The following is a 15,110-nucleotide window of genomic DNA, read 5'->3' on the forward strand; positions in this document are numbered from 1 at the left end:
CTACTGTTTTGCGGCATCGGTCAACTGGTCCACGATCGCGCGGGCGGCCGCCAGGTCGTCCGCGTTGATGGTCTGCTGCACGAGCTGCTTGTCGTACTGCGGGAGGCTCTTCACCGTCACGGCGGACTCCTCGTACACATGTGAGAGCACGATCGGCCCGAGGTTCTGCTGCACGCCCTGGTAGATGGCGACCTTGCCCGCGGGCGTGGAGCCGACGAAGAACCGGGACTGGGTCCACTGGTACCCGACGAGCACCGCGAGCACGATCGCGACGACGAGCACCGCCAGCCCGATCATCCAGGTGAGCCGGCGGCGGCGCGCCCGGCGCTCGTCCTCCTCGATCAGCTCGTCGAAGTAGTCGTCCGACTGCGGCTCGAAGTGCGTCGGGCCGGTGGCGGGCCGCACCGGGTGGAGGCGGAGGGTCGGGAGGCGCGTGGCGCGGGTGGCGGGCTTGGGCTCGCCGAACTGGAGGGGGGCCGACGCCGAGCCGACCGTGACCGGCTCCTTCATGATGTCGCCCCGCGCGACGTCCGCGATGTCGAGGATCACCACCGTGACGTTGTCGGGAGCGCCGGCGTCGAGGCTCTGCTTGAGGAGCTTCTCCGCGACCTGCTTGGGCGCGTCGCGCGTGGCGAGGGCCGCGAGAAGGTCGTCGTGCTTCACGACGCCGCTGAGGCCGTCCGAGCAGATCAGCCAGCGGTCGCCCGGCCGCGTCGCGAGGATGATGGTGTCGATCTCGGGGGATGCGTCGACGTCGCCGAGCACGCGCATCAGCACGGAGCGGCGCGGGTGGACCATCGCCTCCTCCTCCGTGATGCGGCCGCTGTCGACCAGCCGCTGCACGAAGGTGTGGTCGACTGAGACCTGGCTGAGCTCGCCGTCGCGGAAGAGGTAGATGCGGGAGTCGCCGATGTGGGCGATGGCCATCTCGTCGCCGACCCGCATCAGCGCGCTGACGGTGGTGCCCATCCCGGTGAGCTCCGGATGCTCGAAGACGGTCTCGGCGAGCAGCGAGTTGGCGGCGATCAGCGCGGATTGGAGGGCGAACTCCGCCTCCGTCGCCGTCTCGTACTCGCCGTCGGCCTCCTTGATGCGGTTGACCGCGATCGCGCTGGCGACGTCCCCGCCGGCATGGCCGCCCATGCCGTCGGCCACCACGAACAGCTCATGACCGGCATAGCCGGAGTCCTGGTTGTTCGAGCGGATCTTCCCGACGTGGGAGACGGCCGCTGCCCGATTGCCTGCCACGGGTTACCGTCGCAGCTCGAATGTGGTCGTCCCGATCTTGATCGGGGTGTCGAGCGGGACCTGGGTCGGGACGGTGACGCGGCGGCCGTCGAGGAACGTGCCGTTGGTCGAGTCCAGATCCTGGATCATCCACTCGTCGTTCCACAGGAGCAGGCGGGCGTGGTGGGTGGAGGTGTAGTCGTCGCGGATGACCAGCCCGGACTCGCTGGAGCGGCCGATGGTGATGGGGTCGCGGCCGAGCGCGAGCTCCGTGCCGGCGCGCGGTCCGGAGGTGAGGACGAGGCGGTGCGCCGTCTGGACGCTCGCGTTCGTGCCGCCGCCGGCGGTGTTGGCGCCGGCAGGCAGGCTGGACACGGGGGCGTGCTTCATCACCGGCTCGGTCGGGCCGGCGGGAACGGCGACCGGGGCGGGGGCCGGAGCGGGAGCGGAAGCGGCTGCCGGGGTCGGGAACGGTGACGCGGCCGCCTGCGACTCCGGGAGCTTGCGCACGCGCTGGCCGAACAGGTCGGTGCGGAGGGCGTAGACGATGCCGAACACGAACAGCCACAGCAGCAGCAGGAAGCCGAACCGCAGCACCAGGAGGGTGAGCTCACTCGGGTTCACGAGGTGCTCCAGAAGTTGTCGCCCTGCGCGGAGCCGGGGAGGGCGCCGCCTGCGGGAGCACCCGGAAGACGATGCGGGTGCGTCCGATGGTGACGACGGAGTCGGGTTCGAGGATCGCCTTCTTCACCGGCTGCCCGTTCAGCTTCGATCCGTTGGTGGAGCCGAGGTCCTCCACCTGGGCGCGGTGGCCGTCCCAGGTGATCATGACGTGCCGGCGCGAGATGCCGGTGTCGTCGACCGTGATGTCGGCGTCCTGCCCGCGGCCGACGACCGTGCGGCCCCCGGTGAGCGGGTAGTGCCGGCCGTCGATGTCGAGCACCGGCGTCCAGGCGACGTCGCCCTTGACGTTCTCGGAGTCGATCTGGAGCATCCCCACGCTGATGTCGGGGTCCTCCCGGAGGTCGATGGCGAGCCCGCCGGCGAACGCGTAGTGCTGGCTGGTGGCGTGCTTCTGGGCGAACGACACGAGCTCATCGGTGAGCGCGGCGCCCATCGCGCTCATGCGCGTGTAGTCGGCGGCCGACATCCTCAGGACGAAGCGGTTCGGCGCCAGGACGCGGTCCCGGGAGACGACGGCCGCCTTGGTGTCCATCTCCTTGCGGATGGCGCTCGTGAGCTCCACGGGCTGCAGCCCGGAACGGAAGGTCTTCGCGAACGCGCCGTTGACGGCGCGCTCGAGCCCCCGCTCGAAGTTGTCCAGAATGCCCACTAGTCTCCCGCTCCCGGCTTGGCCAGCTACATGCATGTTAGTCGGAACCCCCTGGAAGACACCCCCGCACGGCTGCCTCACAGGTGAAGATCGTCCTCAGGGGGTACGGACGGATTCGTTGTCGGACACGCTGTCGTGTTAGTCTTCCTGGGTTCGCGCGAGTGGCGGAATTGGCAGACGCGCTGGCTTCAGGTGCCAGTGCTCGAAAGGGCGTGGGGGTTCAAGTCCCCCCTCGCGCACGAACGAATGGCCGGATCGACGGGTGACGTCGAACCGGCCATTCTGTGTTCATCAGGGCCTTCTGGGGTTCATCAGGGTCTTCTGCGTGTATCAGGCCCGGGCGCGTCACGGCGCCGGGAGGACTTCGATCAGCGCCAGATCCCACTGGTCGGTCGTCGGCGCCGTGTCGTTGATGGTCACCGCGGTGCCCGCGGTCGCCGTCGGGGTGGTCGTCCGTTGCAGCCAATAGGTGTCCGCGGAGGGGGAGAGGTACTGGTCGACGAGAGTCTGGCCGGGGCCAGTCGTCCGTGCTCGGGCGGCGGTCCAGTCGGTCCCGACGCCCCACACCCAGGACCCGGCGCGGGCCGTGGTGAGGGTCGCGCTCGGAGCGCCGCCGGCGCCGTTCGCGGCAATGACCGCTCCGGTGGTGGTGTCGGCGCCGAGGAATCCGGCGACCGTGAGGGACGACTGCCAGGATCCGGCCTTCTGGGTGGCCGTGATGGTCACGTTCGAGAGCGGCGCCGGCGCCACTGCCTGCCAGACCTCCGCTGTGCCCGGTTGGCCGTTGGAGCGCTGGCGCAGCGTCCAGGTCAGGCCGCCTCCGGTCACCGAGCCGAGCTGCGCGGCGCTCGAACCGTCGGAGCTGACGAACGCGAGGAGCAGCTCGTTCGTGCCCGTGGTCGTCAGGCCGGTCACCGCGACCGTCGATGCGGCCGTGCCCTGGTGTTTCGTCACGAGCTTGTCGACGGTGATCGCCCGGGGGCCGGAGGCCGCGGTGAGCGTGACGCTGTTGGAGGCTGCGCTGACGTTCCCCGCCGCGTCCTGCGCGGTCACCGTGTAGGTGTAGGAGGTACCGCCCACGACGGCGGCGTCGGTGTAACCCGTCCCGGTGGTGGTCGTGAGCGGCGAGCCGTTCCGGGTGATGTTGTACCGGGTGACGCCCACGTCGTCGGTGCTCGCGGTCCAGGTGAGGGCGATGCCGCTCACTGAGGCGGAGGCGGCGAGGTTGCCCGGTGCGGAGGGAGCGGTGGTGTCGGGGAGAGCGGTCCCTGAGACCTCGGGCGAGGGCGGGCTCAGGTTTCCGGCCGCGTCCACCGCCTCGATCCGGTAGAAGTAGGTGCCGGGCGCGAGGCCCGCATCCGTGTAGCCGGTCGTGGCGCCGTCGACCTGCTTCACCAGGTTCGCGGCGCCGGGGGCGAAGCCGGAGGTCGTGGAGCGGTAGATCTGGTAGCCGGTCACTCCCACGTTGTCGGTGGAGGCGGTCCAGCCCAGCGTCACGCTTCCGACCGCTCCGGTGGCCGTCGGTGCGCCGGGCGCGGAAGGTGCGACGGTGTCTTCGGAGGGCGCGGGGAATCGCACCATCACGGCAGTGGACGGGACGCCTTTCGCGTTCACGATCGTGAGCATGTAATACCCGGGGGGCGCCCAATCGCCGTTCGGCGGGAGTTGCACGCTCAGCCCTCCGACGGTCTGGGTGAAGGACAGCTGCATCCCGCGGGTGTTCTGGTCGAACGCGTGGGTGTCCGAGCCGGTCCGGATCAGCGACACCGAAGCGATGTCGGCCGCATCCGGAGTCTGGATGAGGGCGCTCGCGCCGTATTGGACGGTCGAGGGAGCGGAGGTGATGGTCGGCCGCGCCCCCTTGAACAGATAGGGCGGCGAGTAGATCTGGTAGCTCAGCTGGTTGGCCACGCCGGTGTCGCCGCCGCCTCCGGAGACGAACACGCGTCCGTCGGGCAGCAGGAGCGCGACCGAGTGGTACAGCCGCGGTGCGGTCAGGGCGGCCACGGTCGTCCAGGTCCCGGTGGCCGGGTTCCAGATCTCGGCCGGCTTCACCGCCTTGGAGACGTCCTGCCCGGACTTGTCGGTTCCGCCGCCTGTGGCGAGCACGGTTCCGTCGGGGAGGTTGGTGAGGTCGACGAAGCTGCGCGGGTAGGCCATCGAGGCGGTCGCCTTCCAGGCCGGGTTCGGCTGGTTCATGTCGAGGGTGTATGCGGTGTTCGCGGAGATGCCGGCGAAGCCGCCGTCGGAGGCGGTGCCCGCCTTGAGGAACTTTCCGGGGGCGTAGTTGGTGATGGACGCGCCGTCCAGCACCTGGCTGTCGATGGTGGTCCACTGCTGTTTCGCGACGTCCAGGGCCTGGGTCGACGTCGCCTGTTCGGACGCACCGGCCTGCAGCACCCGGCCGTCCGGCAGCTGGTACATGAACGGGTAGTAGGGAATGTTATTGCTCGACGCGGTGAGGTCGGTCCACGTGTTGGTTGGAGGGTTGTAGACCTCCGGGATCCGGACGATGTCGGTGGAACTGGTGTTCGATCCCGAGGTGACCAGGACGCGGCCGTCGCCGAGCGTCGTGCCCGTCGGGTACCAGCGCGGGTGGTTCATCGATTTCAGGGCCTGCCAGGTCTGGGTGCCCGGATCGAAGGCGTTCACCGCCGTGATCCCGAGGCCGCCGCTCGTCGCGGTGCCGCCGATCGCGGCGATCCGTCCGTCGGCGAGCACGGCCTGGCCCGAACAGAACAGGTCGACGGCGCCGTTCGGGACCTGGATGTAGTCGCCGCTCACCGGGTCGAGGAGGAACTGCTGACCGTTCTGGGTGAAGTCGCCCTGCCAGGTGAGGATCTTGCCGGTGTCCGTGAGCGCCGCGTGGATCGAGACTTCGGGCCACGGGGCGACCGGCCCCCAGGATCCCACGACGGACGGATCGCTCGCGGTGTTGTTCACGGTGATCGTGACGGGCGACGCGGTGGCCTGGTTGCCGGCGCCGTCGAGGGCGATCGCGGACAAGGCGTGGCTCCCGTTGCCGACGGACGTGCTGTCCCACTGGATCGTGTACGGGGAGCCGGTGACGACCGGGGTCAGGGGAGTGCCGTCGAGCAGGAACTGCACCGAGGCGACCCCGATGTTGTCCGTGGCGTTCGCCGACACCGCCACGGTGCCGGCCACGGTGCTGCCGCCCGTCGGAGCTGTCATCGCGACGCTGGGCGGGACCGTGTCCTGGCCGCTCGCCGGCAGGACCTCGATGGCGGCGAGGTTCCACCGGTCGGTCGTCGGCGCACTGTCGTTGATGGTGACGCTCGCCGGCGCGGTCGCGGTGGTGGCCGAGGTCTGGCGCTGAGTCCAGAACGTGTCCCCGGAGGGCGCGAGGTCTTCGTCGACCTTGGTCTGGCCCGATCCGACCGTGCGTGCCGTGGCGGTGTCCCAGTCGTCGCCGACTCCCCAGACCCACGACCCCGAGCGTGTGGTCGTGAGCGCGGTGGAGGGCGCGCCTGTTGCACCGCTCGAGCCGGCGACGGCGCCCGCCGTGGTCGTGTCGGCGCCGGTGAAGCTGACGACCGTGATGGCCGCGAGCCCCGAGCCCCCGTGGGTGGCTGTGACCGTGGCGTTGGTGATCGCGCTGCTCGAGACGGCCTGCCAGATCTCCGCGGTCCCGTACTGGGCGTTCGCGCGCTTGCGAAGCTGCCACGTGAGGCCGGCGCCGGTGACCGCCGAGAACGTCTCGCTCCCTGCCGTCGCCGGCCCGTCGGCTGTGAGGAAGGCCAGGAGCAGCTCTCCGCTCTGCGCCGTGCTGAACACGGGCGACACGACGGTGGAGGAGGAGCCCGTCTGGTGTCCGCTGACCACGGCATCGGTGGCGAGAGTGGATGCGGCGGTCGCCGTGGAGACCGGCCCGAGGGAGAGCCCGACCAGGCCGGCGAGGGCGGCGAGGGCGAGGAGGCGGCTCCGATGAGCGATTAACATGACTGAACCTCACTAAATCGATACCTGCGAGGTTCCTCCGATCGCCGCCCGATGTAAATAGTTTTGGGGGCTGCGCCTGAGCATCGTGGCCATGATCGCGCGCACACGACGCGACCCTCGACGTGCTCGGCTTACCGCGCGAGCCTCAGCCGGACGGCTCGGTAGGCGACCCCCACCGCCAGCACCACGATCCCCGCCACGATCGACGCCACCGGCAGCGTCACCACCAGCACCAGGCACCCCGTCGCTCCCGCGACGGCCAACGCTCGCGGGTAGCGCCGATGCGGCTTCTGTTGCGTCCACGCCGAGAGGTTCGCGACGACGTAATAGAGGAGCACGCCGAACGACGAGAAGCCGATCGCGCCGCGGAGGTCTGTCACCGCCACGAGCACGCAGACCACCAGGCCGAGGGCCAGTTCGGCGCGGTAGGGCACGTGGAAGCGCGGGTGGACCGCGGCGAACCAGCCGGGGAGGTCGCGGTTGCGCGCCATCGCCAGGCTGGTGCGCCCGATGCCGGCGATCATCGCGAGCAGGGCGCCGAGTGCCGCGGCCGCCGCTCCGATGCGGATCACGACGCCCGGCCAGGCCGCTCCCGCGGTGTCGGCCACCGCGCTGAGCGGGGCGGCGGCCGACGCGAGTCCTGCGGCGCCGAGGGCGTGCAGGGCGGACACCGCGACGAGCGTGTAGACGACCAGCGCGATCGTGAGCGCGGTCGTGATCGCGCGCGGGATGGTGCGCGCCGGGTCGACGACCTCCTCGCCCATCGTGGCGATCCGGGCGTAGCCGGCGAACGCGAAGAAGAGGAAGCCGGCCGACTGGAGGACGCCGTAGACCGTCGGCGCGGTGCCTGGGGCTGCGGCGCTCGCCGCGGTGTGCGTGAAGCCGATCGCCACGGCCACGGTGAGCGCGAGCAGGGCCACTCCCACCAGCACGCGGGTGAGGAGCGCCGTCCGCGTGATCCCGAGCGTGTTGACGAGCGTCAGCACGACGACCGCGAGGATGGCGACGGGCTTCACCCAGGCCGCAGGCACCGCGTACGTGGCGAACGTGATCGCCATGGCGGCGGAGCTGGCGGTCTTGCCGACCACGAACGACCAGCCGGCGACGAAGCCCGGCCATTCGCCCAGCCGCTCGCGCCCGTAGATGTACGTGCCGCCCGAGGTCGGGTACTGTGCCGCGAGCTGGGCGGAGGAGGTCGCGTTGCAGAAGGCGATGAAGCCGGCGATCACCAGGCCGACCAGCAGCCCGACGCCGGCGGCCGCGGCAGCGGGGCCGAACGACGCGAAGATCCCGGCGCCGATCATGGAGCCGAGGCCGATCATCACGGCGTCGCCGAGGGTGAGCCGCCGGGCGAGCGCGCCGGGCGGCGGGGATGCGGGCGCGGTCACGGGCGGCAGCCTAGTCGCCGCGCGTGAACAGAATTAGACAGTCTGAACTGCACAGTTGGAACTGAACAGCTAGACTGTCGATATGCCCGATCCCTCCCCGTCCTCCATCCGCGCCGCACTCGACCTCCGCGTGGCCTTCGCGCGACTCCGCCGCCGGATGCGTGAGGTGGCGACCGAGCCAGCCGGTCTCAGCGCGCAGCAGTCGTCGGTGCTCGCCCGCATCGGCAAGGGCGAGGGCAGCACGGCCTCCCGTCTGGCGGAGCTGGAGGGCGTCCGCCCGCAGTCGATGGCCACCACCATCGCGTCGCTGGAGGAGCTCGGCCTCGTCGTCCGCACGCCCGACCCCACCGACGGCCGGCGGCAGCTCGTCTCGCTGACCGACGCCGGGCGGGAGGCCGAGAGCGGCAACCTGGATGCCCGGCGCGAGTGGCTCGCGCACGCGATGGAGGAGCGGCTGACCGAGGAGGAGCGCCAGACCATGCTCGCGGCGACGGCGCTGATCGAGAAGCTGGTGCGCGCGTGATCGACCTCATCGCCGCCAGGCCGGGCCCCGCGGACCGGTTCGACAGGCGGCTGCTCGCGCCGATGATGATCGGCGCCGTGCTCAACCCGGTCAACTCGTCGATCATCGCGGTCGCGCTCGTGCCGATCGCCACGGCCCTCGGCGCGCCGGCCTCCGAGACGGCGTGGCTGGTGTCCTCCCTCTACCTGGCGACCTCGATCGGGCAGCCGCTCGTCGGCCGTCTGGTGGACATGTTCGGGCCGCGGCGGCTGTCCATCGCCGGCGCGATCCTGACCGGGCTGGCGGGGGTGATCGGCGTGTTCGCACCGAACATCGCGGTGCTGGTGATCGCACGCGTCATCCTCGGCTTCGGCACCTGCGCCGGCTACCCCGCGGCCATGTACCTGATCCGCAGCGAGGCGACCCGGACGGGGATGCGGAGCCCGGCAGGCGTGCTGACGGCGCTGTCGGTGACGACCCAGACCATCGCGGTCATCGGGCCGACGCTCGGCGGCCTGCTCATCCAGGTGGGCGGCTGGCGGGCGACGTTCGCCGTGAACATCCCGCTGGCGATCGCGTCGCTGGTGCTCAGCCTGCTCTTCCTCCCGAAGGCGACGGCGCTGGACGCCAGCCGGCCGGCGCGGGGACGGCTCGACTACCTCGGCGTCGCGCTGTTCGCGGGCACGCTGGTCAGCCTCCTGCTCTTCCTGATGAACATCCACCTCGCGCAGCTCTGGCTGCTCGCGCTCGCCGCGGTGTTCGGTGCGGCCTTCGCGCTCTGGGAGCTGCGCCGCCCCGACCCGTTCATCGACGTGCGGGTGTTCGCGGGCAACATCCCGCTGCTGGTCACGTACGCGCGCGGCGTGCTCGCCGCGACCGTCTCGTACTGCTACCTCTACGGGTTCACGCAGTGGCTGGAGGGCGGCCGCGGCCTGTCGCCGGCGGCTGCCGGCCTCATCCTGCTGCCGACGTTCGGCGTCGGGATCGTGGTCGCGTCGCTCTTCGGGCGCAAGCCGGAGATCCGGTGGAAGCTCATCGTCGGCGCGGCCGGTCAGATCGTCATGGCGCTGCTGCTGCTCCTGGTCGGAGCGGAGGCCGCGATCTGGTTCCTCGTGCTCATCGCGATCGTCACCGGCATCCCGCAGGGCCTGGTGAACCTCGCCATCCAGAACACGCTCTACCACCAGGCCGACCCGGCCAGGATGGGCGCGACGTCGGGACTGCTGCGCACCTTCATGTACCTGGGGGCGATGCTCGCCTCGGCGGCGACCGGAGCGTTCTTCCACACGACGGCGGACACCGGCGGGCTGCACGACCTCGCCTGGTTCATGCTCGGAGCGAGCGCGCTGTTCCTGGTGATCACGCTCGTGGACCGCTCCCTGCGCCGGGTGGACCGGCTCGCGACCGGCGCATGATCACCGCCGCGCCGTAGAATCCTCACGTGTCCGAGGACGTCCCGGTGCTGAGCGAGCCGCTCTTCGACGTGTTCGCGAGCGGGAGCTGGATCTTCCTGCCCGCGGGTCCCGCGCGCGGCGTCGCGACCGAGCTGGACGCCGCGATCCTCGACGAGCAGTTCTCCTGGTGCGAGAACCCGCACCTCGGTGAGGGCTCCGGGCTGCTCGTCCTCACCTCCGCCATGAACGGCTGGATGCTGCTGCACGGCGCCAGCGAGACGGTCGGCTGGGCCGCCGGCCTGCTCAGCGAGCAGCGGGACCTCTACCGGGCGACGATCGACGTGCGGCTGCCGGCGATGAGCTGGAGCTTCCTGGAGCGCGGCGCGCCGACCCGCTCGGTCTCGGTGGAGCTGGGCGACGACGGCGACCTGGTGACCCGCACCTCCGGCCACCCCCTCCCGTTCGAGTCGGACGGCGTGGAGCTGCCCGGCACGGGAACCGGGTACGACGCCTTCTTCTACCCGGTCGCCATCCTCGGCGAGCACGGCGTCACGCTGCAGGACCTGGAGGCCGCGCTCGACCGGCCCAGCGTCACGCTGCGGGTGCGCTGACCCGGTAGTGCAGCATCACCGTCCCGGCCGGGAAGGCGCGCTCCTCCAGCAGTTCGAGGTCGAGCATGAGATCGGTCGGCAGCGCGGCCGTGCCGCCGCCGACGGACACCGGGACGAGGTAGAGCACGACCTCGTCGACCAGTCCGGCGCGGAAGGCCTCCGCTGCGAGCGTCGGGCCGCCGATCGACACGTCGCCGGGCGCGGCCTCCACCAGCGCGCGGACGGCGGCCGGATCGAACACCGGCTCGACCGTGGTGCGGGGCGTCGTGACACCGGTGAGCGAGGACGAGTACACGATCTTGTCGGCGTCGCGCCAGATGTCCGCGTACTCGCGCATGACCGCGGGCTCGTCGCCGGAGCCGATGTTCTGCCACACGTGCATGGTCTCGAACATGCGCCGGCCGTAGAGGTAGGTGCCGATGCCGCGCTCGCGGGCGTTGACGGCGGCGTGCACCTCCTCGTCGGGCGCGGCCCAGTCGAACGAGCCGGAGGTGTCGACGGTGTAGCCGTCGAGGGACGCGAGAGCCGAGAAGACGAGCGACATGCGGCGACTCTAGGCCTCCGGGGCGCCGGGGGACAGGGCTCGGTCTTGCAGACCCACGGCGTCAGTTTTAGCATTTTAGATATCTATGGGCAGTGTGGCTCACCGGGTTGGAGATCGCGATTGTCGGTACGAATCACCAAAAGACAGGCCGAAGTACTCGTCCGGCTTGCGCACGGGCTGACGCACCGAGAGATTGCTGAAGAACTCTCGACTACCGTCCACACTGTTGCCCACCACATCTCGGCGCTTCAAGATCGTTTGGAGGCCCGGAACCGACCAGCAATCGTAGCGCGCGCTGTCGTGGCTGGTCTGCTGGATGTTACGTATTGGCCGATAACGCTAACCGGATGCGTCGCCGGCGAGATTCGGGTAATGCCGACAAGAACTGTGCGCGGCGAACCGTAAAGCGAGAGCCCCCGTGAATCACGGAGGCTCTCGCTCTCGACTAAGCCCTGGGACGCGACAAGCCTGTTGCCAAGCTGGTCAGCCAGCTAGCCGAAATGCCGACCAGGAGGATGCACCCGATCGCTGATGTCGTGAGGATCATAACGAACGGGGGCTTGGAGGCTAGCTCCGCCAGCTTGTCGGGCGATGTCGTGGCGGTGAACGACTGCCACAGGACATACCAAATAGCGAGACCGATCAGGCCGCCGACGAACCCAGCAATCCGCTGAGCGAGGCGCCGGGGCCGGCTGGGGGACTCGTGGTTGGTCATGCGAACCACCGTATCGAGCTAGAGGGCTTGATCAGTTGTAACTGAGCATTTCATAAGATATGTTACAAGGCGATGCGCCGCCCGATGCTCGCGTTGCGTGGTTGACCCAGACTTTGGTGTTTGCCTTGTAGATCAGAGTGTCTCCGCTGATGGTGGGTGAGGTCGTCGTCACTACAACCTGACCCACCACGAGTGGTGGACACGGATTGTAGGCTCCGGTCAGTGCCTTGGAAATGTCGGAATAGATGGTCCAACCTTCCACGGTGGTTCCGAGCACTTTGATGACCTTTGTTGCGGGGAGGAACATCAACGCCACGCCGGGGACGTGTTGTGCCAGCACATTGGCAGTCGCCAATGCGGCATCGACGTTCGTCACGACAGTCCTCGATCCTGGCGAGTTCAGAACGTAGAAGTCCTTCTCTTCATTCACGCCGGGGACGTGAAGTGAGAACGTTATCCGTAGCGGGCCGAGAATCGGCACACCGGCACCTTGTTTGTTCCCGCCGGTTCCCGCAGCCCCATAGACCGCCCAGGAATTTATCACCGCGCTGGTCCGAGCTGCACGGGGATAGTTGATGGAAACCTGGATTCCGACAGATTTGTCGAGGGTTCGAAGCCGGTTGTACTGAATGTTGACACCTGGGTGCGTAGGAAAGTTCGGATCCTGGAACGAGGTGACCGAGATATTCGAGAGGTAGCTGTCGAGGATGGGAGTGGCTGCCGCATTCGCCGGCTGCGCGGCAGGAAGCGTCAGTGATCCGATCAGCGCGACCGTCAATGCGCCGATCATGAGGCGGGATCGCCTCGGCCTCCCAGCATCTGGTTCGATCCGGGCCGAACGTTTCCAACGCTTCATCGACGTTCCTCTCACTCATTCGTGCGCGGCCCAAGAAGGCCTCTCTCTCGAATGGTAAGAAGAATTGAAATCTAAAACATGGTACGAAACTGTAGTCTTTGTTGACTGTCGATCGGCATCGCGGCTCAGTGCGGGAGGAGCACGGCCAGCGCCCGCAACTCGTTCCCGAAGACCAGCGGCACGACCACGTCGAGCGCGAATCCGATCACGAGAACCAGTGACGCGGCGCCGGCCGCGAGGATGACCAGCGCGGAGAGCAGCCTGAGGTAGGCGTTGTCCGCCATTCCAGCGAGCGTTCCCCGTGCTCGCACCAGGCCCCCTGGTGGTGGCGGTGCTCCAGTGTGGTCATCGTCTCCCCTCCTCGGCCGGACCCCCGTCCGGCTGATGAGTGGCCGTCCGCCGGGCGAACCGGCCACGACATCAAGTCAAGCGGGGGAGGGCGCAGGGGGCATCGGTCGATGGTCGGGAGCGGGTCATCCCTGGGGATGATCTCCGGACACCGTGCAGCCGTACCCGGTGTCGGGCGCCTGCGGGACGTCGGCGGTCGCCGAGGCGAGGCGCCGGGCGAGCTGCTCGCGGCGGGCCTCCAGGACCGCGATCGCGGCCTCCACCTCGGCGAGGCCGTCGAGGTACGCGGCGACGGAGGCGGGGCACTCGTCGCTGCGGGCGTGGCCCGAGCCGAGGCAGGCGATGAACGGCGCGGCCTTCCCCGGGGGGATGCCGGTGGCCGCCAGCTCGCGGATCTCCCGGACCGCGCGCAGCTGGGCGTCGTCGTAGTCGCGGTAGCCGTTCGGCAGACGTTCGGGCGCGACGAGTCCGAGGCGCTCGTAGTACCGGACGGCCTTCACCGTCACGCCGGCGCGGCCGGCCAGTTCGCCGATCTGCATGTTCACCTCGCTGAGCCGGGATGATTCGCTTCGCCGTCAGCGTAAACCCTGACCCTCGGGTCATGGTCGAATCGCGCTACACTATTAGTTAGTGCCCTAACTATTCGGGGCGTCGATGGGAGAGTCGAGATGTCCAGTCGCTTCGCGCAGTGGTACGCGAACTGGAACGCCAAGCTGATCCGCGTGGCCGGTCCCGCGCAGCTCGGCGCCGGACATCCAGAAGGCCCCGATCTCCGTTCGCCGGCCGCGCCGTGCCCGATCTGCGGGCGCCCGATGACCGAGCACTCCGTGCTGCGGCCCGAGGGTCAGCGTGACGCCAGCCGGCTGGTCTGCCCGATCGCCGCCTGACCGCTCAGGACGACCGGACGGCCGCCGCGATGATCGTCCGCAGGCTCTCGCGCAGGTTCACGATGTCGTCCACCGGCAGGCCGAGCCGTTCCACGATCCGCGGCGGGATCTTCTCGGCTTCGGCGCGCAGCTCGCGTCCGGCGCGCGTGAGGGTGACCTCCAGCGCGCGCTCGTCGGACGAGCTCCTCCTGCGCTCGACGTAGCCGTTCGCCTCCAGCCGCTTGAGCAGGGGGAGAGGGTGGCCGGTTCGAGCTGCAGCGCGTCGCTGAGCTCCTTCACCGACCGCGGCTCGCGCTCCCAGAGGGCGAGCATCACCAGATACTGCGGGTGGGTCAGGTTGAGGGGCTCCAGCACGGGCCGGTACAGCGCGATGACGCTCCGCGCGGCGACGGCGAGGCCGAAGCAGACCTGATTCTCCAGGGCGAGGAGGTCTTCGGACACGTCGGTAAGTCTAGGCTCCGGGCCGGCCATGCTGCCTGATCACTCGGCCCGGGAGAACTCGGACGCCCGCATCACCTGGTCCGGGGTGAGCGCCACCCCGGTGTACCGCTCGAACTGGCGTGCCGCCTGCAGGGCGATGACCTCCGCGCCGGTGATCAGTCGCTTGCCCGCCGCCCGCCCTGCCGCGATGAGCGGCGTCTCGGACGGGAACGCGACGACGTCGAAGACGACGGACGAGCGCTCCACGAACGCGTCGCCGAACGACAGCGCGGACTCGTCGGCTCCGCGCATCCCGAGCGGGGTGACATTCACGATCACGTCGAAGTCCGGCTCGGGTTCGCTCCCCGTCCAGGCGTACCCGTACTTGCCGGCCAGCGCCGTGCCGGCCTCCTCGTTGCGGGCCAGCACCGTGAGGTCGTCGAACCCGGCGCCCCGGAACGCCGCGACGACCGCCTTGGCCATGCCCCCGGACCCGCGGACGACGACGCGCGACGCGGGATCGACCGCGTGCTCGGAGAGGAGCTGGGCCACCGCCTCGTAGTCGGTGTTGGAGGCGGTGAGCAGCCCGTCCTCGTTGACGACGGTGTTGACCGACTCGATCGCCAGCGCCGACGGCTCCAGGTTGTCGACCAGCGGGATGATGGCCTCCTTGAAGGGCATCGACACCGAGCAGCCGCGGAAGCCGAGCGCGCGGATGCCGCGGACGGCGCCCTCCAGGTCGTCGGTGGTGAACGCCTTGTAGACGAAGTTCAGTCCGAGCTCGTCGTACAGGAAGTTGTGGAACCGGGTGCCGATGTTGCTCGGGCGGCCGGACAGCGAGATGCAGACCTGCATGTCCTTGTTCAGGATGGGCATGCGTCCATTGTGGCAGGGCGCCTGAACACCTTCGCAGCCGTCCCTATCC

The 15,110-nt window shown here is 69.5% G+C and carries 16 protein-coding genes, 1 tRNA gene and 1 pseudogene; 6 read left to right on the forward strand and 12 right to left on the reverse strand.

Going from position 1 to position 15,110, the window contains the following annotated elements:
- From ACQ86L_RS12595 to ACQ86L_RS12605, 3 genes are read right to left on the reverse strand one after another with little or no spacing between them, the layout of a single operon-like run.
- A complete protein-coding gene (locus ACQ86L_RS12595; protein ID WP_434315700.1) occupies positions 1-1,248 on the reverse strand; it encodes a PP2C family protein-serine/threonine phosphatase in 1,248 nt (415 codons plus the stop codon).
- A 3-nt stretch (positions 1,249-1,251) separates the two neighbouring features.
- Positions 1,252-1,851 (reverse strand): FHA domain-containing protein FhaB/FipA, encoded by a 600-nt coding sequence (locus ACQ86L_RS12600; protein WP_434315701.1) that lies wholly within the window; start codon positions 1,849-1,851, stop codon positions 1,252-1,254.
- Entirely contained in the window at positions 1,838-2,560 is a 723-nt protein-coding gene (locus ACQ86L_RS12605) for an FhaA domain-containing protein (RefSeq protein ID WP_434315702.1), read from the reverse strand. Before ACQ86L_RS12605 ends, ACQ86L_RS12600 begins: the two co-directional genes overlap by 14 nt.
- A gap of 155 nt (positions 2,561-2,715) precedes the next feature.
- Here ACQ86L_RS12605 and ACQ86L_RS12610 point away from each other — a divergent pair.
- A tRNA-Leu gene (locus ACQ86L_RS12610) sits at positions 2,716-2,799 on the forward strand.
- Between the two features lie 106 nt (positions 2,800-2,905).
- Here ACQ86L_RS12610 and ACQ86L_RS12615 read toward each other — a convergent pair.
- Complete coding sequence (locus ACQ86L_RS12615; RefSeq protein ID WP_434315703.1) at positions 2,906-6,520, reverse strand: galactose oxidase-like domain-containing protein; 3,615 nt, start codon at positions 6,518-6,520, stop codon at positions 2,906-2,908.
- A 131-nt stretch (positions 6,521-6,651) separates the two neighbouring features.
- On the reverse strand, positions 6,652-7,908 hold the full coding sequence (locus tag ACQ86L_RS12620; protein WP_434315704.1) for an APC family permease: 1,257 nt from the start codon (positions 7,906-7,908) through the stop codon (positions 6,652-6,654).
- 82 nt (positions 7,909-7,990) lie between these two features.
- Here ACQ86L_RS12620 and ACQ86L_RS12625 point away from each other — a divergent pair, with 82 nt between their 5' ends.
- Genes ACQ86L_RS12625 through ACQ86L_RS12635 form a run of 3 tightly spaced genes read left to right on the forward strand, consistent with a single transcriptional unit; the run spans position 7,991 to position 10,415 of the window.
- Positions 7,991-8,431 (forward strand): MarR family winged helix-turn-helix transcriptional regulator, encoded by a 441-nt coding sequence (locus tag ACQ86L_RS12625; RefSeq protein ID WP_434315705.1) that lies wholly within the window; start codon positions 7,991-7,993, stop codon positions 8,429-8,431.
- The gene (locus tag ACQ86L_RS12630) at positions 8,428-9,825 is read left to right on the forward strand and encodes an MFS transporter (RefSeq protein ID WP_434315706.1); all 1,398 of its coding nucleotides are present in this window, start codon (positions 8,428-8,430) and stop codon (positions 9,823-9,825) included. The genes ACQ86L_RS12625 and ACQ86L_RS12630 overlap by 4 nt, the downstream gene beginning before the upstream one ends.
- A 26-nt stretch (positions 9,826-9,851) precedes the next feature.
- Entirely contained in the window at positions 9,852-10,415 is a 564-nt protein-coding gene (locus ACQ86L_RS12635; RefSeq protein WP_434315707.1) for a hypothetical protein, read from the forward strand.
- Here ACQ86L_RS12635 and ACQ86L_RS12640 read toward each other — a convergent pair.
- Positions 10,396-10,959 (reverse strand): dihydrofolate reductase family protein, encoded by a 564-nt coding sequence (locus ACQ86L_RS12640; protein ID WP_434315708.1) that lies wholly within the window; start codon positions 10,957-10,959, stop codon positions 10,396-10,398. The genes ACQ86L_RS12635 and ACQ86L_RS12640 overlap by 20 nt on opposite strands.
- Between ACQ86L_RS12640 and ACQ86L_RS12645 the strand changes: the two genes are divergently transcribed.
- Positions 10,864-11,364, forward strand: a complete 501-nt coding sequence (locus ACQ86L_RS12645; protein WP_434315709.1) for a response regulator transcription factor — start codon at positions 10,864-10,866, stop codon at positions 11,362-11,364. The two genes, ACQ86L_RS12640 and ACQ86L_RS12645, sit on opposite strands and share 96 nt — an antisense overlap.
- Positions 11,365-11,404: 40 nt before the next feature.
- Here the strand turns inward: ACQ86L_RS12645 and ACQ86L_RS12650 are convergent, their stop codons facing one another.
- From ACQ86L_RS12650 to ACQ86L_RS12665, 4 genes are all read right to left on the reverse strand, one after another.
- Complete coding sequence (locus ACQ86L_RS12650) at positions 11,405-11,674, reverse strand: hypothetical protein (RefSeq protein ID WP_434315710.1); 270 nt, start codon at positions 11,672-11,674, stop codon at positions 11,405-11,407.
- A gap of 31 nt (positions 11,675-11,705) precedes the next feature.
- Positions 11,706-12,464 (reverse strand): hypothetical protein, encoded by a 759-nt coding sequence (locus tag ACQ86L_RS12655; RefSeq protein WP_434315711.1) that lies wholly within the window; start codon positions 12,462-12,464, stop codon positions 11,706-11,708.
- 191 nt (positions 12,465-12,655) lie between these two features.
- A complete protein-coding gene (locus ACQ86L_RS12660; protein WP_433861917.1) occupies positions 12,656-12,814 on the reverse strand; it encodes a hypothetical protein in 159 nt (52 codons plus the stop codon).
- Between the two features lie 189 nt (positions 12,815-13,003).
- Positions 13,004-13,417: a MerR family transcriptional regulator gene (locus tag ACQ86L_RS12665; RefSeq protein WP_434315712.1), complete on the reverse strand. Its 414-nt coding sequence runs from the start codon at positions 13,415-13,417 to the stop codon at positions 13,004-13,006.
- Positions 13,418-13,546: 129 nt separating this feature from the next.
- Between ACQ86L_RS12665 and ACQ86L_RS12670 the strand changes: the two genes are divergently transcribed.
- Positions 13,547-13,765 carry a hypothetical protein gene (locus ACQ86L_RS12670; protein WP_434315713.1) on the forward strand — a complete coding sequence of 73 codons (219 nt, stop codon included), beginning with the start codon at positions 13,547-13,549 and terminating at the stop codon, positions 13,763-13,765.
- A gap of 4 nt (positions 13,766-13,769) precedes the next feature.
- Here the strand turns inward: ACQ86L_RS12670 and ACQ86L_RS12675 are convergent.
- Both ACQ86L_RS12675 and ACQ86L_RS12680 read right to left on the reverse strand, forming a co-directional pair.
- Positions 13,770-14,236, reverse strand: a pseudogene (locus ACQ86L_RS12675) (MarR family winged helix-turn-helix transcriptional regulator).
- Between the two features lie 9 nt (positions 14,237-14,245).
- A complete protein-coding gene (locus ACQ86L_RS12680) occupies positions 14,246-15,061 on the reverse strand; it encodes a shikimate 5-dehydrogenase (protein WP_434315714.1) in 816 nt (271 codons plus the stop codon).
- Positions 15,062-15,110 lie beyond the last annotated feature (49 nt).

It is taken from the genome of Leifsonia sp. P73, from assembly GCF_051059105.1.
Lineage (GTDB): Bacteria > Actinomycetota > Actinomycetes > Actinomycetales > Microbacteriaceae > Leifsonia.